Source organism: Photobacterium sp. ABD4_091, from assembly GCF_056160145.1.
In genome coordinates, this window is record NZ_JBSWWQ010000001.1 from 2365783 (window position 1) to 2389601 (window position 23819).

The window sequence follows — 23819 nt, forward strand, 5'->3', positions numbered from 1 at the left end:
GCCATCTACAGGATAAATTAACATGGCAGTAAAAGTATTGGTGGTGGATGATTCAAGCTTTTTCCGCCGGCGCGTAAGCGAAATTCTTAATGCTGACCCAAGGTTGGAAGTGGTCGGCAATGCGGTTAACGGCAAGGAAGCGGTCGAGATGGCGGCACGTATGCAGCCGGATGTCATCACCATGGATATTGAAATGCCGGTGATGGACGGGATCACCGCCGTACGTGAAATCATGCAGGCCAACCCAACACCAATCTTGATGTTTTCCTCCCTGACCCATGAAGGGGCGAAAGCAACATTGGATGCGCTAGATGCAGGTGCATTGGACTTTCTGCCGAAAAAATTTGAAGACATTGCCCGCAACCGTGACGAGGCGGTGACCCTGCTGCAGAAACGCGTTACCGAACTTGCCCGCAAGCGGGTATTCATGCGCCGCCCTCTGCGCCAGCCTGCGCCGGTACGTGATACCTTGGAATTATCTCGGGAGCCTGCACGTACTCTTTCATCGCGCAATGCTCTGGCCGGAAGGGGGCAAACGTCCCCGGATAGCACTAAACCGGCAAGCCAGCTATCCGCTTTGCGCCAGCAGCCAGCAGCCCGACCAACACCCGCCAAGCCGGCGGCTCGCTTTAAGGCCTCGGGGAAAAAATACCAGCTTATGGCAATTGGTACCTCAACCGGTGGCCCGGTTGCGCTGCAGAAAATTTTGACTGCCTTGCCAGCCAATTTCCCGCTGCCGATTGTGCTTATTCAGCATATGCCGGCAACCTTTACGGCTGCCTTTGCAGCGCGCCTTGATAACCTTTGCAAGATAGGCGTCAAAGAGGCACAGGATGGTGATGTGTTAAGGCCGGGTATGGCCTACCTTGCTCCGGGCGGCATGCAGATGATGCTTGATGGCCGTCCTGGTTCGGCAAGGCTGCGTATCATCGACGGTGGTGACCGGATGAATTACAAACCGTGCGTGGATGTGACCTTTGGCTCTGCTGCTAAGGTTTACCACGATAAAGTCTTGTCGATGGTACTGACCGGTATGGGTGCCGATGGCCGTGAAGGGGCGCGGATGCTCAAGGGCAGTGGTGCGACGATTTGGGCGCAGGATGAAGATAGCTGCGTGGTTTACGGGATGCCGCAGGCTGTTGCCAAGGCGGGGATCTCATCGGAAGATCTACCACTTGAACGTATCGCCGAGCGCATCTTGGTTGAACTTGGGCTAGCGTAGGGAGTTTGACTTGATAGTCTGGAGTATTGCTAACCAAAAGGGGGGCGTCGGTAAGACGACAACCACCGTATCCCTAGCCGGGCTGCTAAGTGAGCGCAACAAGCGGGTTCTGCTGGTGGATACTGATCCCCATGCGTCGCTGACCACCTACCTCAACTTTGATGCTGACGGTGTCCCGGCCAGCCTGTTTGATTTGTTCCAGTTAACCGAGATTAACCGCGATACGGTGAAACCGGTGATCCTGCGCACCCAGTTCAACAATATCGATATTATTCCGGCCCACATGTCACTGGCAACCCTTGATAGGGTAATGGGCAACCGCGGCGGCATGGGACTGATCCTCAAAAAAGCCCTGCAGTGTTTGGCTGATGACTATGATTATGTGCTGATTGACTGCCCGCCGATCCTCGGGGTGATGATGGTCAACGCGCTGGCCGCCAGTGATCGTATTTTGATCCCGGTGCAGACCGAGTTCCTGGCGATGAAAGGGCTGGAGCGCATGATGCGCACCTTGGAGATCATGCAGAAATCACGCCGATCGCCATTTAAGGTCACGATTGTACCGACCATGTATGACAAGCGGACGCGGGCATCATTGCAAACGTTGCAAGAGCTGAAACTGCGTTTCCCCGATCAGGTTTGGGCGTCGGCGGTGCCAATCGATACAAAATTCCGAGATGCGAGTATTAAACACATGCCGCCGTCCATTTATTCACGCAGCAGCCGTGGGGTGTTTGCGTACAAAACATTATTGAATTACTTGGGGCGTCTGCAACAGGATGAGCGATAACAACCGTTTGTCCAGCACCCAGGCGCTGGAAGATTACTTTGTTGATTTACTGCTAGAGCCAGAGCCAGAGCTAGAGTCAGAGTCAGAGCTTGCCGCTGAGGTTGAAGCAGGTGCTGAGTTAACTTCAGGCGAAGAGCAGGAAAGCAGTGATTCTGCCCAAGAACCATCGGCTGAAGAGTTAGTCAGTACTGAAGAGATAGCCGGCACTGAAGAGGCAGCCGTTGACTGTCCCAGGCCAGATAACGACATACCTCAAGATGCTGGGTTGCTAACAAAACAGGCAACTGCGGCCGTACCGGCTGCCAAGCCGTTTGATTTTGCCAGCCTGGAAGAGCGTAGCGAGAGTCGCATGCCCTCGCCGGTGTTGGATAACGTTCAACGCTTGTTGAACCAGGTTAATAAGGTCAGCCTGCCAGAGCCTAGTGTTAGCGAGCCATCGACAGTGGATGCCGATTTGGCCGACGATTGGCAGCAGGTGATGGCTCATGAGCAGGCAAAAGAGCTGGCAAGTGTACAGGTTCAGGATCCGCAGCCAGCGCCATTGCAGCAACCTGTAGTGCTGGTAGCTGAGCCAGAACCTATCGAGAGCCCAGGGCTTGAAGGCAGCCAAGCCGTGGAAGATCAAGCCAAGCTTGATGCTCAACCTGAAGCCCAGCCTGAAACTAAACCTGAAACCCAGGCAGAGGGTTTGCCGCCGGATAATTGGTCGCAGCAGGGTTACTTGGGGAACGAGTTCCAGGCATTGTTCTTTGAGGTCAATGGTGTGACGTTTGCCGTGCCTCTGACCGAACTGGGGGGGATCCATCAGCTTGGCGAGGTAAACCGCCTGCTGGGTCGCCCGCCTTGGTACCTTGGCCTGATGAGCGGCCGCGAGCATCAGCTGGATGTGGTCGACACAGCTTGCTGGGTCATGCCCGATAAGCTGGATGGCGAGGAGTACCGCGAGCAATACAAATACCTGGTTATGCTGGGTGAAAGCTCATGGGGACTGGCATGTAACGCCCTGCTCGGAACCCAGACGCTATCCGAACACAGTGTCCGCTGGCGCGAGAAAGCCGGGAAGCGCCCTTGGCTGGCGGGCATGGTAAAAGAAAAAATGTGTGCGCTAATTCATGTTAGTGAGCTAATAACCATGCTCAAATCTGGATTAGATGTTAATACCAAACTTAGGCAATCATGACAGGCTACGGTATCATGCCGCAGCGGATGCAATGAATGCAGCAAATAGATCAAAGAGGAAACAGCATGTCACAGGTGAGTGTCGCTGAAATACAAAAAGAAGACAGTAATGATCAAGTCCTGCAGTGGGTGACCTTCCAGCTGGAAGATGAAACTTACGGTATTAACGTGATGCAGGTGCGTGAAGTATTGCGCTATTCCGAAATCGCACCTGTACCGGGCGCACCTGACTATGTGCTGGGTATCATCAACCTTCGCGGTAACGTTGTGACCGTTATCGACACCCGCTCGCGTTTTGGCTTGATGCCGGGCGAGATCTCGGACAACACCCGTATTGTTATCATCGAAGCAGAGAAGCAGGTGATTGGTATTCTGGTTGATAGCGTTGCGGAAGTGGTTTACCTACGCAGCTCTGAAATCGACAGCACGCCAAGTGTCGGTACGGAAGAGAGCGCCAAGTTTATTCAGGGTGTGAGCAACCGTGATGGCCAGCTGCTGATTTTGGTTGATCTGAATAAGCTATTATCAGATGAAGAATGGGACGAGATGGCGTACCTATAATGCTAGAGATGTTGTTGCAATGGTTACCGCTGGCCTTGTCGTTGTTGGCGATTGTGGTCGCATGGTTGATGGTAAGGCGTGAGCGCCTTGCCCGCCAGGCCCTTGAAACCAAATTTGCAGCGACAGAGCTGGTATTGAAAAATGCCCGCCAGCAGCAGGAAAGCCTGGTTAAACAGTTTAACGAGCTGCGTGCCGGCACGATGGGGATGAGCCAGAAGCTGGGCGATATGGCCAAGCATTTGGAAGAGCTGGCAGACCGCCAGGGTGAACTGGCGATGCAAGACCCGGACAGCCGCCTATACAGCCGTGCGAGCAAGATGGTCGAACTGGGCGCTGACGTTAATGAGCTGATGCGTGAGTGCGACCTACCGAAAGCAGAAGCTGAGCTGCTGCTGCGATTACAGCAGATGCATCATTCAAGGCGCTGACAGCGAGGCAACTGGCAGCAAATTGTTGAAAGACTCGAAGGTATCCAATTTAGGGTACCTTTTTTTATGCGCCTAGAACTTTTTATTCACCCTGAACTTTTATTCATCTTAAAACCTTTTCAAACCGCAGACATTGGCCTGACCCACCGCTGACAAGGGGGCTTAGAAAAGTTTATACAGTGCTTTCTGGTTTAAAATAATAAATAAAATCAGAAATTTACATGTATTGTTTAAGGTATCGCTAATGAGAGTCTTGTTAACTTTATTTGTTTTAGTACTGGCGTTTAGCCAACCCGCCTATGCCAAGGGGTGGGAGCATTTAGCTGAACGACGGGTTACCTATAAAGAGGATACGGATCGGGTCAACATTAACTGGTTCAATCGGGATATCCGCCAAATCCGGTTAAAGTCCAAGCAAGGCATTATCAATATGGACTCGATTACTTTGCACTTTCGAGATGGAAGTAAACAGGTAACAAGCGACTTGGGCATCCTTCTAAAGGGAAAAACCAGCCGTGCAATTAATGTCCCTCGGCATCAGTCTAGAAACTTAAAGCGCGTGACGTTCAAATATAAAACGGTTGGCAACCGTAAGACTGATCATGCCGGTATCACCAAGCGGGGCATTGTTGAGATACAAGCCAAAAGGCGATGATGTTTTTCCGGCAAACTTAGAAGCTAAAATAGATGTAAAACACAGCACAGTGGTTAAGTCACTTAACCGCTGTGCGTCAAAGGTTTATTAGTTTCCTATTTGCCCTTGCCCTTGCCCTTGCCCTTGCTTTTGCTCTTCCCGCTCTTCCCAGGATCCAGGATCCAGGATCTAGGATCTAGGACCCGCCCCTCCCCAACTTGTAACCATTCTTTTCATTCCATTCACAATCATTAACGCAGGTGTAATTCGTGCTGTGAATGGATTTGGCATATTTTTGCCTGAAAAAATAGCGACTTGTGCTTTTGGTGTGCGCTCGTCAACAGGATTGATTGTTATCAGAAATATTTATGGCACTTTTTAAATATTTACTGGTCAATACGGAGCGTTGCTTCACAGTGCATTCGCTTGGCTCAGTATGGAAGTCACAATTACACCCCTTAGTCTCTAACAACAGGGGAGAGCGCTGTGGTACTATGCGAGTCAAATTGTGACACCTAGGATGCATCATTTTTATGTTGTCTGTTGAAGAGTTAAGTTGTACCCGGGACGAAAGGGTATTGTTTGAAGGCTTGTGCTTTACGGTCTCGTCGGGCGAACTGGTCCAGATAGAAGGCCATAATGGTGCGGGTAAAACGACCTTGTTGCGGATCCTGGCAGGGCTTGGTCGGGCAGATGACGGAAGGGTATGCTGGCTGGATGAAGATATAGAATCAGCCCGTGAAGACTATCACCAAGAGCTGTTGTTCCTCGGCCATCAGACCGGTGTAAAGCGGGAGCTGACGGCGTTTGAGAACTTGGCGTATTTCCAGTCGATGCATCTTTGCAATGAAGAGTCTGATCTGAATGGCGAGCCTCAGGTATCTGGCGAAGACCGCCTGTGGCAGGCATTGGCTCAGGTCGGCTTGGCTGGGCGGGAAGATGTCCCGGCAGGTCAGCTATCGGCAGGCCAGCAGCGCAGAGTTGCCTTGGCAAGGCTGTGGCTCAGCAACCACAAGCTATGGATATTGGATGAGCCGCTGACGGCCATTGACAAGCAGGGGGTCAAGGTGTTGGAAAAACTGTTTCTGGCCCATGCCAACCGTGGGGGCATCGTTGTGCTGACTACCCACCAGGATATGTTCACCGACAGCGATCAGCTGCGAAAAATCAAGTTGGGGCGGTAACAGACGATGAGTGCGATTTACCAAGTGATCCGCCGCGAACTTTTAATTGCCTTTCGCCGCCAGGCAGAGGTATTCAACCCGCTGTGGTTCTTTATTATTGTCATTACCCTGTTTCCGCTTGGTGTCGGGCCTGAGCCGAACCTGCTGGCTCGGATTGCGCCGGGGATTGTCTGGGTTGCAGCCCTGCTGGCTGCCCTGTTGTCGATGGAGCGCTTGTTCCGCGATGACTTTGTCGATGGCTCGCTGGAGCAGATGTTGCTGATGCCGACGCCGTTGCCAATACTGGCGTTTGCCAAAATGCTGGCCCATTGGATACTGACGGGCTTGCCGCTGTTGTTGATTAGCCCGCTGCTGGCCATTTTGCTCTCCCTGGAGTGGGAGACTTGGAAGGCGGTTGTCCTAACCCTACTTATCGGGACACCGACGTTAAGCTTTCTGGGGGCAATTGGGGTTGCCCTGACCGTGGGATTGCGAAAAGGTGGGGTTTTATTGAGCTTGCTCATTTTGCCGCTCTATATTCCTGTGCTTATATTCGCGACCTCCGCGATTGATGCAGCCAGTTTGGGGATGCCTTACAACGGCCAACTGGCATTAATGGGGGCGATGCTAGTGGCATCGGCGACACTTTCTCCCTTCGCTGTCGCAGCTTCACTACGCATAAGTGTGCAATAACTGATTACAATTAACTAAGATTTGTGCAGTCTCATGAGATTGGATCTCATGAGACAATTTTGAGCAAGAACAAGGAAGCGGACGATAGCCAATCCATTACCCCTTAAGGAGTATTTAGGTTGGCGTGGCATTCTGGATGATGGGTAGATAGAAAGCCCTTTGACACCAGGTGCTTAGTCAAAACGATAAACAACACCTTAGGCGTAGCCAGGATTGGCATTTGAGCCAAGTGTTGTTTAGATACGTAATACCAAAGTGAGTAATAGCAGGCAGAAGATTGCTCATTTTGGGAAAATTATTCTTATTAAATGAGTAGAGCAGAAATATGTGGAAGTGGTTACATCCCTACGCGAAAGCTGAGAACTGCTACCGTTTGTGCGGTACCTTGTTGCCTTGGTTTTCAATCATCGCTTTGTTATCCATCCTAGTAGGCACGGTTTGGGGGTTGATGTTCGCCCCTACGGATTACCAGCAGGGTGACAGTTTCCGTATCATTTACCTGCACGTTCCGGCGGCTATCTGGTCGATGGGTGCTTACATGTCGATGGCAATTGCTGCCTTCATTGGCCTCGTGTGGCAGATCCGCCTGTCGAACATGGCAGCGCTCGCCATGGCGCCGATCGGTGCGGTGTTCACCGTGATCGCATTGCTGACCGGCGCGATCTGGGGCAAGCCGATGTGGGGTGCCTGGTGGGTATGGGATGCCCGTCTGACTTCTGAATTGATCCTGCTGTTCCTCTACCTCGGTGTTATCGCGCTTTATAATGCCTTCGACGATCAGAAGACGGCAGGCAAAGCCGCCGGGATCTTGGCGATTGTCGGCGTGATCAACCTACCGATCATCCACTTCTCGGTAGAGTGGTGGAACACCCTACATCAGGGTGCCACGATCACCAAATTTGCCAAGCCTTCTATTGCCACCACCATGCTGTGGCCGCTGTTGCTTAACATTCTTGGCTTTGCCTGTTTCTTTGGTGCGTTGACCATGGTTCGTCTACGCAACGAAATTATTGCCCGTGAAAGCCACCGCCCTTGGGTGCGTGCCCTGATGAAGTGAGGCCATTATGCATTTTGACTCTTTTAGTGACTTCTTGGCGATGGGCGGATACGGCCCTTATGTATGGAGTGCCTACGGGATCTCCTTTGCAGCCTTGCTGTGGCTGATGATTTCAAGCCTGAATACCAAACGCCGCCTGGCGGCAGAGATCAAGAATAAGATTGCGCGAGAGCAGCGCATTAAAGAAGCGGAAAAACTGGAGAACACATTATGAACCCGAGACGTAAAAAGCGCCTGACGTTGGTATTGGCGTTGGTAGTTGGCCTCGGTGCAACCATCGGGTTGCTGCTGTATGCACTGAACCAGAATATGGATCTTTTCTACACCCCGACCGAATTGGTACAGGGTAAGAAAGACGGCACCAAGCCGGAAGTTGGTCAGCGCCTGCGTATTGGCGGCATGGTGGTTGAAGGCTCGGTTTCGCGTGATCCCCAGTCTCTGCAAGTTACCTTTGATGTGGCTGATATCGGCCCGGCGGTAACCATCAAATACGACGGTATCCTGCCGGATCTGTTCCGTGAAGGCCAGGGTATCGTGGCACAGGGTGTATTGGTAAACCCAACCACTATTGAAGCCCATGAAGTGCTTGCCAAGCACGATGAAGAGTACATGCCGCCAGAAGTGGCAGAAGCCATGCAGAAGACACACGCACCGCTTCAGTACACCGACGAACAATTGCAGGGTAGTGCACAATAATGATTGCAGAAATAGGCAACTTTAGCCTGATTGTTGCACTGGGGTTATCCATCCTAGTCAGCATTTATCCGCTGTACGGTGCGTCCGTCGGCAACCAGGCGCTGATGCGCATGGCCCGCCCGCTGACCTACGGTATCTTCGGCATGACCTTTGTGTCATTTGCCATCCTTAGCTGGGCATTCTACACCAACGATTTCACCGTGGTTTATGTTGCCAGCAACTCAAATTCCTTGTTGCCGTGGTACTACCGCTTGTCAGCGGTGTGGGGCGGCCATGAAGGCTCATTGCTGCTTTGGGCACTTATCCAGGCTGGCTGGGCAGTGGCTGTAGCCGTATTTAGCCGTGGTATGCCGCTGGAGTCTTTGGCTCGCGTGCTATCCGTGATGGGAATGATCGCGATCGGCTTCCTGCTGTTTATCATCGCGACTTCAAACCCGTTCCTGCGTACCCTGCCATTCTTCCCTGTTGATGGCCGTGACTTGAACCCATTGCTGCAAGACCCGGGTCTTATCATTCACCCGCCACTGCTTTACATGGGTTATGTAGGCTTCTCGGTTGCGTTTGCATTTGCCATCGCCTCGTTAATGACAGGCCGTTTGGATACCGCATGGGCACGTTGGTCTCGCCCTTGGACAACTGCCGCTTGGGCATTCCTGACCCTAGGTATCGCACTGGGCTCTTGGTGGGCTTACTACGAGCTTGGCTGGGGCGGCTGGTGGTTCTGGGATCCGGTAGAAAACGCCTCCTTCATGCCATGGCTGGCCGGTACGGCACTGATGCACTCACTGGCTGTAACTGAAAAACGCGGGACGTTCAAAGCCTGGACGGTACTGCTTGCTATCTCGGCGTTCTCATTGAGCCTGCTGGGTACCTTCCTGGTTCGCTCGGGCGTACTGGTATCGGTACACGCCTTCGCGTCCGATCCGGCGCGCGGCATGTTTATCCTTGGCTTCCTGGTGGTAGTGATCGGTGGCTCGCTGTTGCTTTATGCACTGCGCGGCGCCCAAATCCGCTCCCGTGGTAACTACAGCCTGTTCTCCCGTGAGAACTTGCTGCTGGCGAACAATCTATTGCTGGTTGCCGCGCTGCTTGTGGTATTGATTGGTACCTTGCTGCCGCTCGTCCACAAACAGATCGGCTTGGGCTCGGTCTCTATCGGTGTACCGTTCTTCAACACCTTGTTTACCTGGTTGATGATCCCGTTTGCCTTCATTCTTGGTATCGGCCCGCTGGTACGCTGGAAGCGCGACAAACTGTCTAGCATCAGCAAGCAGATGATCATCTCTGCGATTGTCACTATCCCATTTGCCTTCCTGTCGGTATGGCTGTTTACAGATATCCTTGAGCCGATGGCGGTATTGGGTATGGCCATGGCAGTGTGGATCATCGTGATGCACGGCTTTGAACTTTATGAGCGTGCCACGCACCGCCACACTTTCTGGAAAGGACTTGGCAAGCTGGGCCGTAGTCACTGGGCGATGGTACTTGGCCACATGGGCTTGGCGGTATCGGTCATTGGTATTGCGCTGGTGTCGAACTACGATATCGAGCGTGACGTACGCTTGGCACCTGGTGATAGCTACCAGATCCAGGGTTACGATTTCTACTTTGCTGGCGTGCGCGATGCAGATGGCCCGAACTACGACGGCTATATTGCTGACTTCAACATCACCCGCAACGGCAAGCGTGTTACAACCCTGCATGCCGAGAAGCGTTTCTACTCGGTAGCCGGCTCGATGATGACCGAAGCGGCAATCGACAGCGGCGTTACCCGTGATCTTTATGTCGCAATGGGTGAGAAGCTGGATGGCGGCGCGTGGGCAGTCCGTATTTACTTCAAACCGTTTGTAAACTGGATTTGGTTCGGTGCGGCATTGATGGCTCTGGGTGGTGCATTTGCCATTAGCGACAAGCGTTACCGCTTCCGCAAAAAGGCAGAAAAAGCGCAGCCCGCTGATGCAAACGCTGACAAGGTCGCTAAGCAGGAGGCAAAGGCAAACTGATGAACAAGAAGTTACTTTTTATTCCACTGGTCCTTTTCCTGGGCTTGGTCGTGATGTTCATGATCCAGCTGACCCGAAATGCCGACGGTGATGATCCAACCAAGCTGGAGTCTGTACTGGTGGGCAAGCCTGTGCCCCAGTTCAAGCTGGAAGACTTGGTCGAAGCTGGCAGGTTATACGAGCAGGATATCTTCAAGGGCGAGCCACTACTGCTTAACGTATGGGCAACATGGTGCCCGACTTGTTATGCCGAGCATACTTACCTTAACCAGCTAGCCAGCGAAGGTGTGAAGATTATCGGCCTTAATTACAAGGACGAGCGCCTGAAAGCGGTACGCTGGTTGAACGAGCTGGGTAACCCTTACCTTCACAGCTTGTTTGACGGCAACGGCATGCTGGGGATGGATCTTGGCGTATACGGCGCACCGGAAACCTTCCTGATTGATGCCAACGGTATCATTCGCTACCGCCACGTAGGTGATGTTAACGACCGTAACTGGAACGAGACACTGAAACCTATGTACGAGGCTTTGATTGAGGAGGCGCAGGGGTAATGGCTATTTCTCGTCTTATGACCCGCTTATTGACCGGCCCTGTGCTGGCAATGGCGATGGTGGTGGGTGTTGGCACGGCAGCGCTGGTGCTTTCGGCGCCGGCTGAAGCTTCATCCATCACCGACATCTATGAGTTTGATTCTGCCAAGCAGGAGAAGGACTTCCAGGAGCTGACTGCAACGCTGCGCTGTCCGAAATGTCAGAACAACAACATTGCAGACTCCAATGCGGCGCTGGCGCAGGACATGCGCCAGAAAACCTATGAACTGCTTCAAGAAGGCAAGAGCAAGCAGGATGTTGTGGATTACATGATCGCCCGCTACGGCAACTTTGTGACTTACAACCCGCCAGTGATGCTGTCGACCTTGATTCTATGGCTTGGCCCGCTGTTCTTCGTCGTTGTTGGCTTCACTGTGCTTGTGATGCGTTCGCGTAAAGGCAATGAAAAGGTGACTGACACAGTGCTTGAAGCTGATGAACAGGCACGCTTGGACGCCCTGATGACAGAAATGGGTAACGAGGCAGATAACTCCTCACAGCAGACTGACCAAGACGGTAAGGTGAAGTAATGACAATGTTTTGGGTAATTTCCGCCCTCTTGGTATTGGTTGCGATGGCTATCTTTGTCGTGCCGATGTACAAAGGCAAAGAGCAAGATGAAGCTGCCAGCCGCGATGAACTGAACAAAGCATTCTTCAAAGACCGTGTTGACGAGTTGAAAGAAGAAAGCAGCGAAGGCTTGGTGGAGAACAAAGACGAGCTGCTTGTCGAACTTCAGCAGTCACTGCTCGACGATGTCCCAGCCAACTCAGCGCAAGTCAAAACCCAGGTCAGTACCACTATGCTGATCCCGGGGCTTATCCTGCTGGTCGGTGTGAGCTTCGGTATGTACATGAAAGTAGGTAGCCTGGACAAGGTTCAGGCTTGGAATGATACGGTAGCCCGTTTGCCAGAGCTCTCCCAGCGCCTGATGGATGAAGCCAATCCGCTCAGCGACCAAGAGATGGACGACCTGACGCTGGCACTGCGTACCCGCCTTCATGACACACCGGACGATGCCACAGGCTGGCTGCTGCTTGGCCGTATCGGTATGGCTAACCGCGATGCTGAAACCGCTCAGGATGCAATGGGCCGTGCCTACCGCCTTGACCCGACCAACCCAGAAGTGATGCTGAGCTTCGGCCAGACTCTGATGATGATTGGCGATCCGGCGCAGAGCGAACGCGCCCGCTTGCTGCTGCGCAGTGTATTGCGTGTCGACCACACCAATATCCGTGCCTTGTCGCTGCTGGCATTCGATGCGTTCGAAAGCGGTGACTTCCAGCAGGCAATCAGCTTCTGGAGCATGATGCAGCAAATTATTGGTGCTGATGATCCCCGTGCCGAGATGCTTGATCGCAGTATCGCCCGCGCCCAGTCGCAATTGGACCGTGGTAAAAATACCGCTACATCGGTATCGGTCACCGTCGAGCTTGATCCGAGTGTGAAACTGCCTGAGCAAGGCTTGGTATTTGTTTCTGTTCACTCGGCAGATGGCGCACCGATGCCAGTTGCTGCCCGTCGCGTACCTTTGTCGTCTTTTCCGTTCACGATTACGCTGGATGACAATGACAGTATGATACCTGAGCGTCCGATGACGTCACTGCAGGATATGATCATCAAGGCCCGCATCGATACCGATGGCAATGTCATGACCCGGGAGGGGGATTGGTTCGGTGAGAGCGAGGTTATCCCGTTAGGTGGCTCGACAAACGTTAAGATAAATACAAAATATCAATAAAATCTGCCACTTGAGGTGGTAGCTGACATAAAGGCCAGATACTATATGTATCTGGCCTTTTGTTTTTTAGGTCAATAAGGATTTGCAATTCATTACTGATACATCTATCTGTCAAAGGATACAGGGCAAATAGTGAAAGCCTAGAGAGTAAATTCAGATAGCAAATTCAGGTATCGAGTTTAGCTGTCAAGTTTAGTTATCTCTCGACAGGTGGCATAATTTTGCTAGATGTTTGCAGCTGCTGATATTACCATTTAGCGCGGTTTCAGCCTGATAAGCCATGGAAAGAACATTGAAAAAACACTTATTACCTTTTGCCATTGTATTGACCTTGACGGCCTGTGCCCAGTCACCGGACGATGAGGCAGCCCAGACGTTTGAAACGTCTGAAAATGTTGAGTCTTCGGTGGACGCTGCTGGCGTTAATGGCACATTAGAATCAGACTCGTCAGCAATGGACGAATTCGGTGATTACGACGCTGAATATGACGAAGATCTTGCAGCCGTGCTGGAAGAGGTTGAACAAGGCGGGGGTGAGTATGCCGTACCGGGTGTATATGACCCGTTTGAAGGCTTCAACCGCGCGATGTGGAACTTGAACTACGATTACCTAGATCCGTATTTGGCACGTCCTGTCTCTTTGGCGTATGTTGACTACACCCCGTCATTCCTCCGCACTGGCATCAGGAACTTCTTGGCCAACCTTGATGAACCGGCCAGCATGGTCAACAGCGCATTGATGCTCAATGGTGAAGAGGCCGTGCGCCACTTCAACCGCTTCTGGATCAACTCAACCTTCGGTGTTCTCGGCTTGATTGATGTGGCCTCTGCCGCCGATATCCGCAAGCCTGTCGATAAGCAGTTCGGTGATACCATGGGCAAATACGGTGTTGCCAATGGTCCATACTTCATGTTCCCAGTCTACGGGCCACTGACCTTGCGCGAAGGTGCTGGTGATGTCGTTGATGGCCTATACCTACCGCTAAGTGCGCTGAACTTCTGGCAGAGCCTCGGCAAATGGGCATTCGAAGGTATGGAAGACCGGGCGGCATTGGTCAAGCAGGAAGCTATCCTCAAAGACTCGCCTGACGCCTACATCTTCACCCGAGACGCCTACATCCAGAACAAGAACTTCCGTGCCAATGGCGGCAACATCGAGACGCTAGAGCAGGAAGACGAAGCGTACCTGGATGATTTTATGGATGAGATAGATGGGGAGTGATATCCTATATGCTCAAGTTAAAATTAGATTGAAGTAAAATGAAAGTTTTGGTAAGAGCCAAAAGTATTTTGGCAAAAAACAGTTACATAGACTATTTCATTAAACTAGTTGTGGTTAATTTATCGCAACTGGTATTTGGTCTCAAATACGGTAACAAAAGTGTTGATAAAAATAAATTTATCTTTGAGTGTTTTCAAGGGAAAAATGTCTCAGACTCCCCATGGGCAATATACCTAGAGCTTTGTAAAAGCTCCGAAGACTATAAGTTTATTTGGGTTTTAGATAAAAAGAATGAAGCCTTAGAAGAACTTTTATCTAAAAATAAAAAAACAGAGATTGTCTATTATGGAACTGAAGAATATGATTGCGCATATGCAACTTCAGGCTTTTGGATTACAAATTGCCGCCTCCCATTTCGGCTAAAGAAAAAAGCAAGTCAAAAATATATCCAGTGTTGGCATGGAACGCCACTAAAAAAGCTTGGCCTTGATATTGAAAATGGCACATATAAAACTACTAGTAAGCTTGGTATGAGATATTCGTATAAAGTTGATTCAAAACGGTATGATTATTTTATATCACCAAGTAGATATGCTTCTGAATGTTTTTCTTCGGCCTTTGATATACCAAATGATAAGCTGATTGAACTTGGATATCCTAGAAATGATTTCTTGATATCTGAATGTAATAATATAAAAAAAATAAATGAAATTAAGAGTTCGCTAGGGATAGGGAAAAATAAAAAAGTAGTTCTTTATGCGCCAACATGGCGTGATATGCAGTTTTGCCATAATCGTCAAGGGTATTATTTTAATAATCCACTAGATAATGATTCATTTTATAATAAATTCAGTGATGATATTGTTTTTTTATTTCGTGGTCACTATTTCTCTGAGTCGACAGAAAAGCATACAAGATTTTTAAATGTATCCAGTTACAACAATGTTAATGATCTGTACCTGATATCAGATGTGCTTATTACTGATTACTCAAGCGTGTTTTTTGATTATGCACTACTGAGTCGTCCAATACTTTTCTTCATGTATGATCGAGAACATTACGAAAATGAAAATAGAGGGTTCTATATAGATGTCGATAAAGAGTTGCCTGGTGCAATGTTCGAGGATTCCGAGACACTTGTAAAGGGTATTAAACTGGCACCTTTGGAGGTATCTCATAAAGCGTTTAACTGCAAGTTTAACCCATTTGAAGATGGTGATTCAGCAAAGCGTGTCATTGATATCTTTATGGTGGATAATAACGACTAATTAGCATATGTAATTGTATGTACTTATGATACTGATTTTTAAGGGTAATTTAAAGGTTAGTGTTTAATTCTGATTATGATAAAATTAACAACAAAATTAACTTAATCTTGCAGGGGAGGGGCATGACTTCATGGCGGTAGCGTGGGTGAATGCTTTATCTTGTTCGATTATGATGCAACTACAAGGTATTACGGATGTTGAACAATAAAACAGTTCTAATCACAGGCGGCACTGGTTCGTTTGGTAAGCAGTTTATCAAAACAATTTTAGAGCGTTATAGTGATGTGAAAAAAATCATTATTTTCTCACGCGACGAGCTGAAACAGTCTGAGATTAAACAGCAGTATCCAGCTTATGATTACCCTCAACTACGCTTTTTTATTGGTGATGTACGTGACAAGGAGCGTATGATCCAAGCTTGTGAAGGCGTCGATGTAATCATTCATGCGGCGGCAATTAAGCAAGTTGATACGGCTGAATACAACCCAACAGAATGTATCCGTACTAATGTAGATGGTGCCGAGAACGTGATCCATGCTGCGCTTCAGTGTGGTGTAAAAGATGTAGTGGCCCTTTCAACAGATAAGGCTTGCGCGCCTATTAACCTTTACGGTGCGACAAAACTAGCATCAGATAAGTTGTTTACAGCTGCCAATAATATCCGTGGTTCAAAAGATATTCGCTTTAGTGTTGTACGATACGGTAACGTGATGGGTTCGCGTGGCTCAGTTATTCCTTTCTTCCTGAAGAAAAAAGAAGAAGGCGTTTTACCTATCACTCATGATGAAATGACCCGTTTTAACATTTCCCTACAGGATGGTGTAAACCTAGTTATGTTTGCACTTGAGAATCATCTTGGCGGTGAAATCTTTATTCCTAAGATCCCATCATACAAAATTCTAGATGTTGCCAAAGCAGTCGCACCTGAGTGCCAAACACGTGTAGTTGGTATCCGCCCGGGTGAGAAACTACATGAGGAAATGATCACCGATACAGATTCTCTGAATACTATCGATTTGGGGCCTCACTACGCTATCTTGCCTTCAGTGTCGTTCACTTACACGGAAGAAGAATACTTGGCACACCACAAAGCAGAAAAAGTACCGTTTGGGTTCAAGTACAATTCAGGTACTAACACTGAGTGGGAAACTGTCGAGTCACTGCGTGATTTGATCAAAGAGCACGTCGATCCGACGTTTACGGTGTAAACACATGATCCCATACGGTAAACAGGAAATCAGCCAGGGAGACATCGATGCCGTTATTGATGTTCTAAAATCTGATTTTCTCACACAGGGGCCTCAGGTCCCTGCTTTTGAAAAAGCATTAACGGATTACACCGGTGTTTCCCATGCACTGGCAGTAAACAGTGCTACGTCTGCATTACATATTGCCTGTATGGCATTGGGTTTGAGTGAGGGTGATTGGCTTTGGACTTCACCTGTCACTTTTGTTGCGTCAGCAAACTGTGGCCTCTACTGTGGTGCCCATGTTGATTTTGTTGATATCGATCCGAATACATACAACATGTGCCCTGAGGCGTTGGCAACAAAACTCAAGCAGGCCAAGCTTGAAAATCGTCTGCCGAAGGTTGTTGTGCCTGTCCATTTATGTGGTCAGCCATGCGACATGAAGGCGATCAAAGCGCTATCTGAAGAATACGGCTTTGCCATTATCGAAGATGCATCTCACGCGATTGGTGGGCGCTACCAAGATACGGTGATCGGCAACTGTGAATACTCTGATGTCACGGTATTTAGTTTCCACCCGGTGAAGATTGTTACCACGGCAGAAGGTGGTGCGGCGTTGACAAACAATGCGCAGCTTGCTGAAAAAATGGCCCTGTTCCGGAGTCATGGGATCACCCGCGATGATGCGTTGATGACCGAGCCGTCCCACGGTGGCTGGTATTACCAACAAATTGAGTTGGGTTATAACTATCGAATGACTGAACTTCAGGCCGCACTGGGTGTTAGCCAAATGGAACGACTTGACGATTTTGTCGAGGCACGCCATCGTTTGGCCACGCGATACAATGACAAATTATTAGCTTTGCCGGTGGTGTGTCCCTACCAGTTGCCGGAGACTTACTCGGGTCTTCACCTATATGTGATCCGCTTGGAATTGGACAAGATTGCCCTTTCGCACCGTGAAGTCTTTACGGCACTGCGCGAGAACGGTATTGGCGTTAACTTGCATTATATTCCAGTCCATACTCAGCCTTACTACCAGGCTATGGGATTCAAACAAGGTGACTTCCCACAGGCCGAATCCTACTACAGCGAGGCGATTTCACTGCCGATGTTCCACCTGATGACGGAGGAGCAGCAAGATGAAGTGGTACAAGTACTGGCCCAGGTATTGGAGATGAAGTAATGCGTGTAGCTATCATTCCTGCCCGCGGTGGAAGCAAGCGTATTCCCCGAAAGAATATCAAACCTTTCTTTGGACAGCCGATGATCGCCTATTCGATAAAAGCAGCCCGTGAATCGGGCTGTTTTGATCGGGTCATTGTCTCAACAGATGATCTGGAAATTGCTGATGTTGCCAAGCAATATGGCGCAGAGGTGCCATTCATCAGGCCAGCAGGCATTTCCGATGACCACGCGACTACCATGGATGTGATTCAGCATGCCGCATCATGGTTAGCTGAATCAGGGTGCAAGCCATCGTACATCTGCTGTATTTATGCGACAGCACCGTTTGTTAGGGCTGATAAACTGGCTGAGGGGTTGGAGTCAGTCATACAACCGGACGTTGATTATGCGTTCAGTGCAACGACCTTCCCGTTTCCTATTCAGCGCGCCTTGAAGGTAACGGAAAAAGGGACTGTATCGATGTTCATGCCAGAACATCAAAACACCCGCTCGCAAGATCTGGAAGAAGCCATTCATGATGCCGGCCAGTTTTACTGGGGAACATACGAGGCTTTCTGTGAAGGTCGCGCGATATTTTCTGAACAGAGCATGGCGATAATGTTGCCAAGAATTGAAGTGCAGGATATTGATACGCAGGAAGATTGGGAAACCGCTGAAGGCTTGTTCGCGTTGATGGAGAAAATTCGATCATGAACATTGTGATCCGCGCCGACGCTTCTCTTCACATCGGCAGCGGCCACATTATGCGCTGCTTGGTTCTGGCCGATGAGCTCAATTGGCATGGTCACCAGGTTCATTTTGCCTGTCGTCCACAGGCCGGAGATATGATTGAATACATCCGGTCTCGTGGATACGGTGTTCATCAGTTGAGTACTCCGCAGTACTGGCAGACACCTCTGCATTCGGCTGATTATGCCGCTTGGCTTCAGGTGAGCCAACAGGAAGATGCCGACAGCTTTATTGCCATGGTTGACCAGCCTGACTGGGTGATTGTTGATCATTATGGTATTGGCAAAGAGTGGGAAATGGCCATTAGGGCAGAGTTGGACTGCCGGGTAATGGCCATCGATGACCTTGTTCGGGAGCATGACTGCCATTTACTAATGGATCAAACTTTGGGTCGAGGGATTGAAGAATACCGACATGAAGTGGACCCTGATACTGTTGTCTTGGTTGGATGTGATTATGCTCCGATGCGTAACCAGTTCAGTGCCCTGAGAGAGCGTGCTCTAGAAAGAGCAGAAGACATACCGGCACATCGACTATTGGTGAGCATGGGGGGGATTGACCAACCGAACGCGACGCTGAGTGTCTTGCAGGCTCTTATGGCTTCAAGGTATTCAGATATAAAAGTGACCGTACTTCTGTCACCTAAAGCTCCACATTACCTTGCCGTCAAGCAATATGCTGAGAGCTACCCAGATATCATCACACATATCGACTTTGTCGAAGACATGGCGGGACTGATGCTGGCGCACACTATTGCGATTGGTGCTCCGGGAACAACGTCTTGGGAAAGGGCGTGTCTCGGCCTACCGAGTATTATTGTCCCGCTAGCTGAAAACCAGCAAACAATTAGTCATAACCTCCATGAAGCCAAGGTAGCGATACCGATTAAAATTGAAGATATTGCAGATCAACTTGACTCGGGCCTTGAAAGTATCATCACAAATTATGATAACTTCAGAGAAAATGCCTTTTCAATTTGTGATGGCTATGGGGCAAAACGTGTCGCTGGCGTGATTTCATCTTTTAATAAGATAATCGGTGGTGAGCAAATCATTCTGAGAAAGGCCAGTCGTGAAGATATAAAACAAGTTTATGATTGGCAATGCTTACCCGAGACTAGAAAATTCGCGCTCAACACATCGATTCCAACTTGGGAAGAGCATCAGGCCTGGATGAAAAAGCAGGTCGTGAATCCACATTGTCTATTTTACATTGCAGAAAAATATATAGATGGCGAGATTTTCTCCGTTGGGGTGGTAAGGCTTAACCGGCAGCAGAGCAGCTGCTACTTGATTTCTATTTTTGTTGACCCGCAATATTTTGGTCAGGGTATTGCCAGCCAATGTCTGTCAATACTTGATGATATCCACCCAGATATTGTAATCAACGCCACCGTACTGAAAGAAAACACGGCATCACAACGCTTATTTTCAAAAGCGGGTTACATGCAGTTGACAGACGAAACATTTCAAAGAAATACACAAACAGGTAAACGTAAATGAATAACTATATCACTATCGATGGCCGTAAAATTGGACCAGAGCATCCGCCATATATTATTGCTGAGCTGTCGGCGAACCATAATGGTGATATAAACCGTGCATTCGCCATTATGGAAGAAGCGAAGAAAGCGGGGGCGGATGCCATCAAGTTACAAACTTATACCCATGAGACCATTACTATTGATTGTGATAGTGAGGACTTTCAAATCAAAGGTGGCCTCTGGGATGGTCAGACGCTGTATGAACTTTACAAAGGGGCACATATGCCATGGGAATGGCATGAGCCTTTGTTCAAGAAGGCAAAAGAGTTAGGGATTACCATTTTTAGCTCACCGTTTGATTTTACAGCGGTGGATTTACTCGAAGAATTGAATGCACCAGCTTATAAAATTGCGTCGTTTGAATTGATAGACTTGCCTTTGATTGCGCGTGTCGCCAAAACAGGCAAACCAATGATCATGTCGACAGGTATGGCTAACGAAGAAGAAATCGCTGAAGCCATCAAAACAGCCAAAGATAATGGATGTCAGGAGCTTGTCGTTCTTCACTGTGTGAGTGGCTACCCTGCGCCAGCAGATCAATATAATCTACGAACCATCGCTGATATTTCAGCACGCTTTGGTGTATTGTCCGGGCTGTCGGATCATACTATAGATAATGCTACCGCGGTGGCTTCAGTGGTGTTGGGAGCCTCACTGATTGAAAAGCATGTCACCATGGATCGTAACGGTGGCGGTGCGGATGATAGTTTCTCTCTTGAGCCACACGAACTTGCTCAGCTGTGTAAAGATGCTAAAACTGCTTGGCAGGCGTTAGGTAAAGTTAACTACGAACGCACTGAAGCAGAAAAAGGTAATGTGAAATTCCGTCGTTCACTATATATTGTCAAGGATATCGCTGAAGGTGAAGAACTGACAGAAGAGAATGTAAAAAGCATTCGGCCTGGTTTTGGTTTAGAACCCAAGTTCTATGAGCAAGTGATAGGGAAAAAAGCGAAGATAAAGCTAATGAAGGGTACTCCATTATCATTTGAGCTTTTCGACTAAGAGAGTTTTATTGTGAAAAAAATATTCATGAAGGAATATCCTTATATAAAATGGCTCGAAAATAGGAAAAAAATTGAAAAATCTTTGAAAAATGATATTAAACTTCAGAATGCTAAGATTGAAAAACTGATTTTACAACTGTCTTGCTTAGAAAGTAAACAAAAGAAGATTAATAATCTAAGCTTGCAGGTTTCTTCATTAGAAAAAAATCAAGAGAAGGTTTTTAAAAAAGCGATAAAAACACTTAGTAATCAAGTTATATCTTTGGAAAGTAAAAATAAAATTCTTGAAAACAAGCTAAAACAAGATGGACTTGATAAGTTAAATCAAGATTTGAAATCGGGTGAATTTGAAAATGTGGTTTTAACGACATATCCGGAATTTTCAACAGGTAACGTGGGTGATGCAATGATCACCGATTCATTCGTAAAATTATTGAAAGTTCATAATCAAGATTTTAAGTATTTACGTATCTTTCGAGGGCAAAATTTAGATGCATTAAATCTTAAGCATATAAAGAACATTTTTGCTCCAGGATTCTCTGTTGCCCCAGGAACTTACCCTAAAAATTATAAGTTATTTGATAATATCGAAGATCTCGATAAATTTAACTTTTTTCCTTTCGGTTGCTCCTATCAACATTACTTGCCAGAGGATTCTTCATTCTCATTAACGAGCTATAAAGAATCAGATATTAAATTTTTACGGAAACTATCGGAGAATTATGGCTCGCTAGCCTGCAGGGATGAAAAAATTAAAGCGCTAATGCAAGATGCAGATATTGATTCATATTACAGCGGTGATTTAGTTCTTTTTGATCCAGATGTTATCGGAAGCAAATATAATGGTTGCGACAATGTAAAATCGGTTGCTATCAGTATACAGCATAAGTCGAAATATACTCAGCAGTCAATTGAACTAATAAATTTGATTCGTGATTACTTTTCAGATGATGTTAAAATATACTTAACATTGCATGGTGCTGAGAACGAAATTACTCGAAAGCTAGGAAAAGTAGCACAATCCAGAGATATTGAAATAATCTCACTTTATGGCGAAAGTCAAAATTTATCATTCTATGATAAGATAGATTTGCATGTCGGTTATCGGCTTCATGGGCACATTTATTTTTTAAGGCAGCGTAAACCGTCTATTCTTTTAGTTGAAGATGCTCGAGCATATGGATTCTCGAAAACAACAGGGACAGCCTATGGCTGCTTTAATGCTATGGAGAATGGGTATGTTTCAGAAACAATTCCTAAGACGGTAATTAACTTTGTAGATTTACAAATTAAAAATTGTTTTAGCAACTATGTTGAAGTATTCGATTTTATCGATGATACATACTACAACATCGTCAAACCACAATTTAAAAGTATTGCTGAATCAATAAATACGACTCGTAATTAGTAGCTTTTTACAGAAATCCCATCATAAGGATATGCTGGGATATTGTGTCCAAAAGCAATAAATAGTATTGGAAAAAAAAGTGGATAAAAAAGCAGTAATACTAAGCTTGTTACAAAATAATAATATCGATATAAAGCTCATCAATAATGTGATGAATGGCTTTAAATTGAATAAAACAGATAAGAATAAGATATTATCAAAGTTTCACATTTCGAGAAAGAATGTTATAGAACGAGCTGAAAAATACTACAAATTTGAAGATCTCTATACAAAAGAATTTCTATATCTTTCTCTGCTTCAATTTTCAATTGAAAGTCCTGATGATAAAGAAGTATACAGAATTGTCCATTTCACTAATACTTACGGGAATGCAGCTTCAGGATTAATTTCATCACTAGTTTCAGTTTCTAAAACAAATCAGCTTAGAATTATTCTTGATAATAAAAAACACATCAAACAGATTCATTTGTTTAAAATATTCAAAAGATCAATGCAACTTGGTGATTATAGTATCTATGATGCTAATAAAGAGCTTATATTAGATCAAGAAAAAAAAGACAAACTAGAGCTAATAAGGAAATATTACAGTCATGATGGTATATCAATAGATAATATTGAAGATATATTTTCTAAGTTATCAGAAAATTACTTTAAAGATTATTTGAAATTATTTCCTTCATTTGTGAATAGTTTTCCAGAAGGTAAATCTCTATTTGATTTACGCTATAACCAATTGGCTCAAAAGCAGCTGTTTAGAAAACTCATAACATCAATAATAAATCACGAGCCATTTTCTTTTGTGCGAATTAGTGACGGTGAAGCATATGCGTTTACAGATTGCCCTAAGCTTAGTAAAAGACAAGAAGTTCATTGGTGGGGAGAAGTGTTACCACAGGAGTTAAGGCAAGAGATAAAAAATGAATTTATTAGTATACTAAATTCAAAATTTGATCTAATTGGAATGCCATCGCCTTATAAATTCTTACATTATGTTGATTTTAACAATAACACTTCAATAGACATCCCTCATGATATGGATGTTAAGGTGATTAATAGGTTAGCATTCACGACTCAGGAATTGATTAGAAGAATCACAGATAAAACTCTTGCGGCTGAATATTTTACAGAAGATCAGATAAACAATGTTATTTTTAATAAAGATAGTATACAAAGATTGGTAAAGCATTCAAAACGTCTTATTGTTATTTCTGGTTATAAAAAAGAAGTTATTAAAGAGAAAATCCCACATGATAATATTCTTGTCAAAGAAATTCCGACACATAGTATGTTAAGGGGTAAAGAAGAAACAGTTAAGGCATTAAGGCCACTACCTTTTGTCTATAAAGAAATAAACTCATGGATTGAGGAAACTGTTCAACCAGGTGACTTGTGTCTGATAAGCGCTGGCTTTATAGGGAAAGTATTCATAAATAAGGCTTCTTCAAATGGTGCTGTTTCTCTGGATGTTGGTCAATCATTAAAAGTTTTTTTCTGAGATTATAAA

The 23819-nt window shown here is 47.0% G+C and carries 24 protein-coding genes; all 24 read left to right on the forward strand.

The window, feature by feature from the left end:
• Window positions 1-22: 22 nt before the first annotated feature.
• Window positions 23-1222 carry a protein-glutamate methylesterase/protein-glutamine glutaminase gene (locus ACXAGQ_RS10995; protein WP_475253906.1) on the forward strand — a complete coding sequence of 400 codons (1200 nt, stop codon included), beginning with the start codon at window positions 23-25 and terminating at the stop codon, window positions 1220-1222.
• Window positions 1223-1232: 10 nt separating this feature from the next.
• Window positions 1233-2012, forward strand: a complete 780-nt coding sequence (locus tag ACXAGQ_RS11000; RefSeq protein ID WP_475253907.1) for a ParA family protein — start codon at window positions 1233-1235, stop codon at window positions 2010-2012.
• Window positions 2002-3192: a chemotaxis protein CheW gene (locus ACXAGQ_RS11005; RefSeq protein WP_475253908.1), complete on the forward strand. Its 1191-nt coding sequence runs from the start codon at window positions 2002-2004 to the stop codon at window positions 3190-3192. Before ACXAGQ_RS11000 ends, ACXAGQ_RS11005 begins: the two co-directional genes overlap by 11 nt.
• Window positions 3193-3257: 65 nt before the next feature.
• A complete protein-coding gene (locus tag ACXAGQ_RS11010) occupies window positions 3258-3752 on the forward strand; it encodes a chemotaxis protein CheW (protein ID WP_039467430.1) in 495 nt (164 codons plus the stop codon).
• The gene (locus tag ACXAGQ_RS11015) at window positions 3752-4180 is read left to right on the forward strand and encodes a DUF2802 domain-containing protein (RefSeq protein WP_475253909.1); all 429 of its coding nucleotides are present in this window, start codon (window positions 3752-3754) and stop codon (window positions 4178-4180) included. The genes ACXAGQ_RS11010 and ACXAGQ_RS11015 overlap by 1 nt, the downstream gene beginning before the upstream one ends.
• 244 nt (window positions 4181-4424) lie before the next feature.
• Window positions 4425-4835, forward strand: coding sequence for a hypothetical protein (locus ACXAGQ_RS11020; RefSeq protein ID WP_475253910.1), 411 nt, complete (start codon window positions 4425-4427; stop codon window positions 4833-4835).
• 512 nt (window positions 4836-5347) lie between these two features.
• Window positions 5348-5998 (forward strand): cytochrome c biogenesis heme-transporting ATPase CcmA, encoded by a 651-nt coding sequence (gene ccmA / locus ACXAGQ_RS11025; RefSeq protein WP_475253911.1) that lies wholly within the window; start codon window positions 5348-5350, stop codon window positions 5996-5998.
• Between the two features lie 6 nt (window positions 5999-6004).
• Entirely contained in the window at window positions 6005-6670 is a 666-nt protein-coding gene (gene ccmB / locus ACXAGQ_RS11030) for a heme exporter protein CcmB (protein ID WP_475253912.1), read from the forward strand.
• Window positions 6671-6995: 325 nt separating this feature from the next.
• Window positions 6996-7727, forward strand: coding sequence for a heme ABC transporter permease (locus ACXAGQ_RS11035; RefSeq protein WP_475253913.1), 732 nt, complete (start codon window positions 6996-6998; stop codon window positions 7725-7727).
• A gap of 7 nt (window positions 7728-7734) precedes the next feature.
• Window positions 7735-7941: a heme exporter protein CcmD gene (gene ccmD / locus ACXAGQ_RS11040; RefSeq protein WP_475253914.1), complete on the forward strand. Its 207-nt coding sequence runs from the start codon at window positions 7735-7737 to the stop codon at window positions 7939-7941.
• Window positions 7938-8423 carry a cytochrome c maturation protein CcmE gene (gene ccmE / locus ACXAGQ_RS11045; RefSeq protein WP_475253915.1) on the forward strand — a complete coding sequence of 162 codons (486 nt, stop codon included), beginning with the start codon at window positions 7938-7940 and terminating at the stop codon, window positions 8421-8423. Before ccmD ends, ccmE begins: the two co-directional genes overlap by 4 nt.
• Entirely contained in the window at window positions 8423-10426 is a 2004-nt protein-coding gene (locus ACXAGQ_RS11050) for a heme lyase CcmF/NrfE family subunit (protein WP_475253916.1), read from the forward strand. Before ccmE ends, ACXAGQ_RS11050 begins: the two co-directional genes overlap by 1 nt.
• Window positions 10426-10980, forward strand: a complete 555-nt coding sequence (locus ACXAGQ_RS11055; RefSeq protein WP_475253917.1) for a DsbE family thiol:disulfide interchange protein — start codon at window positions 10426-10428, stop codon at window positions 10978-10980. Before ACXAGQ_RS11050 ends, ACXAGQ_RS11055 begins: the two co-directional genes overlap by 1 nt.
• 50 nt (window positions 10981-11030) lie before the next feature.
• On the forward strand, window positions 11031-11549 hold the full coding sequence (locus tag ACXAGQ_RS11060; protein WP_475254725.1) for a cytochrome c-type biogenesis protein: 519 nt from the start codon (window positions 11031-11033) through the stop codon (window positions 11547-11549).
• Window positions 11549-12760 (forward strand): c-type cytochrome biogenesis protein CcmI, encoded by a 1212-nt coding sequence (gene ccmI / locus ACXAGQ_RS11065; RefSeq protein WP_475253918.1) that lies wholly within the window; start codon window positions 11549-11551, stop codon window positions 12758-12760. Before ACXAGQ_RS11060 ends, ccmI begins: the two co-directional genes overlap by 1 nt.
• A gap of 280 nt (window positions 12761-13040) precedes the next feature.
• Complete coding sequence (locus ACXAGQ_RS11070) at window positions 13041-13982, forward strand: MlaA family lipoprotein (RefSeq protein WP_475253919.1); 942 nt, start codon at window positions 13041-13043, stop codon at window positions 13980-13982.
• A 38-nt stretch (window positions 13983-14020) separates the two neighbouring features.
• Window positions 14021-15250, forward strand: coding sequence for a CDP-glycerol glycerophosphotransferase family protein (locus ACXAGQ_RS11075; RefSeq protein WP_475253920.1), 1230 nt, complete (start codon window positions 14021-14023; stop codon window positions 15248-15250).
• Between the two features lie 194 nt (window positions 15251-15444).
• Entirely contained in the window at window positions 15445-16458 is a 1014-nt protein-coding gene (gene pseB / locus ACXAGQ_RS11080) for a UDP-N-acetylglucosamine 4,6-dehydratase (inverting) (protein ID WP_475253921.1), read from the forward strand.
• A gap of 4 nt (window positions 16459-16462) precedes the next feature.
• Window positions 16463-17626 (forward strand): UDP-4-amino-4,6-dideoxy-N-acetyl-beta-L-altrosamine transaminase, encoded by a 1164-nt coding sequence (pseC, locus tag ACXAGQ_RS11085; RefSeq protein ID WP_475253922.1) that lies wholly within the window; start codon window positions 16463-16465, stop codon window positions 17624-17626.
• Window positions 17626-18321, forward strand: a complete 696-nt coding sequence (gene pseF, locus ACXAGQ_RS11090; RefSeq protein ID WP_475253923.1) for a pseudaminic acid cytidylyltransferase — start codon at window positions 17626-17628, stop codon at window positions 18319-18321. The genes pseC and pseF overlap by 1 nt, the downstream gene beginning before the upstream one ends.
• Window positions 18318-19859 (forward strand): UDP-2,4-diacetamido-2,4,6-trideoxy-beta-L-altropyranose hydrolase, encoded by a 1542-nt coding sequence (gene pseG / locus ACXAGQ_RS11095; protein ID WP_475253924.1) that lies wholly within the window; start codon window positions 18318-18320, stop codon window positions 19857-19859. Before pseF ends, pseG begins: the two co-directional genes overlap by 4 nt.
• Complete coding sequence (gene pseI, locus ACXAGQ_RS11100; RefSeq protein WP_475253925.1) at window positions 19856-20905, forward strand: pseudaminic acid synthase; 1050 nt, start codon at window positions 19856-19858, stop codon at window positions 20903-20905. Before pseG ends, pseI begins: the two co-directional genes overlap by 4 nt.
• Window positions 20906-20917: 12 nt before the next feature.
• Window positions 20918-22315: a polysaccharide pyruvyl transferase family protein gene (locus tag ACXAGQ_RS11105; RefSeq protein ID WP_475253926.1), complete on the forward strand. Its 1398-nt coding sequence runs from the start codon at window positions 20918-20920 to the stop codon at window positions 22313-22315.
• A 79-nt stretch (window positions 22316-22394) separates the two neighbouring features.
• Window positions 22395-23810, forward strand: coding sequence for a hypothetical protein (locus ACXAGQ_RS11110; protein WP_475253927.1), 1416 nt, complete (start codon window positions 22395-22397; stop codon window positions 23808-23810).
• Window positions 23811-23819: the final 9 nt, after the last annotated feature.

Bases quoted from the DNA above. Each gene is read 5' to 3' on its own strand.
- ACXAGQ_RS10995 (WP_475253906.1), top strand. From the start codon at position 23: ATGGCAGTAAAAGTATTGGTGGTGGATGATTCAAGCTTTTTCCGCCGG.
- ACXAGQ_RS11005 (WP_475253908.1), top strand. From the start codon at position 2,002: ATGAGCGATAACAACCGTTTGTCCAGCACCCAGGCGCTGGAAGATTAC.
- ACXAGQ_RS11010 (WP_039467430.1), top strand. From the start codon at position 3,258: ATGTCACAGGTGAGTGTCGCTGAAATACAAAAAGAAGACAGTAATGAT.
- ACXAGQ_RS11015 (WP_475253909.1), top strand. From the start codon at position 3,752: ATGCTAGAGATGTTGTTGCAATGGTTACCGCTGGCCTTGTCGTTGTTG.
- ACXAGQ_RS11020 (WP_475253910.1), top strand. From the start codon at position 4,425: ATGAGAGTCTTGTTAACTTTATTTGTTTTAGTACTGGCGTTTAGCCAA.
- ccmA (WP_475253911.1), top strand. From the start codon at position 5,348: ATGTTGTCTGTTGAAGAGTTAAGTTGTACCCGGGACGAAAGGGTATTG.
- ccmB (WP_475253912.1), top strand. From the start codon at position 6,005: ATGAGTGCGATTTACCAAGTGATCCGCCGCGAACTTTTAATTGCCTTT.
- ACXAGQ_RS11035 (WP_475253913.1), top strand. From the start codon at position 6,996: ATGTGGAAGTGGTTACATCCCTACGCGAAAGCTGAGAACTGCTACCGT.
- ccmD (WP_475253914.1), top strand. From the start codon at position 7,735: ATGCATTTTGACTCTTTTAGTGACTTCTTGGCGATGGGCGGATACGGC.
- ccmE (WP_475253915.1), top strand. From the start codon at position 7,938: ATGAACCCGAGACGTAAAAAGCGCCTGACGTTGGTATTGGCGTTGGTA.
- ACXAGQ_RS11050 (WP_475253916.1), top strand. From the start codon at position 8,423: ATGATTGCAGAAATAGGCAACTTTAGCCTGATTGTTGCACTGGGGTTA.
- ACXAGQ_RS11055 (WP_475253917.1), top strand. From the start codon at position 10,426: ATGAACAAGAAGTTACTTTTTATTCCACTGGTCCTTTTCCTGGGCTTG.
- ACXAGQ_RS11060 (WP_475254725.1), top strand. From the start codon at position 11,031: ATGGCGATGGTGGTGGGTGTTGGCACGGCAGCGCTGGTGCTTTCGGCG.
- ccmI (WP_475253918.1), top strand. From the start codon at position 11,549: ATGACAATGTTTTGGGTAATTTCCGCCCTCTTGGTATTGGTTGCGATG.
- ACXAGQ_RS11070 (WP_475253919.1), top strand. From the start codon at position 13,041: ATGGAAAGAACATTGAAAAAACACTTATTACCTTTTGCCATTGTATTG.
- ACXAGQ_RS11075 (WP_475253920.1), top strand. From the start codon at position 14,021: ATGAAAGTTTTGGTAAGAGCCAAAAGTATTTTGGCAAAAAACAGTTAC.
- pseB (WP_475253921.1), top strand. From the start codon at position 15,445: ATGTTGAACAATAAAACAGTTCTAATCACAGGCGGCACTGGTTCGTTT.
- pseC (WP_475253922.1), top strand. From the start codon at position 16,463: ATGATCCCATACGGTAAACAGGAAATCAGCCAGGGAGACATCGATGCC.
- pseF (WP_475253923.1), top strand. From the start codon at position 17,626: ATGCGTGTAGCTATCATTCCTGCCCGCGGTGGAAGCAAGCGTATTCCC.
- pseG (WP_475253924.1), top strand. From the start codon at position 18,318: ATGAACATTGTGATCCGCGCCGACGCTTCTCTTCACATCGGCAGCGGC.
- pseI (WP_475253925.1), top strand. From the start codon at position 19,856: ATGAATAACTATATCACTATCGATGGCCGTAAAATTGGACCAGAGCAT.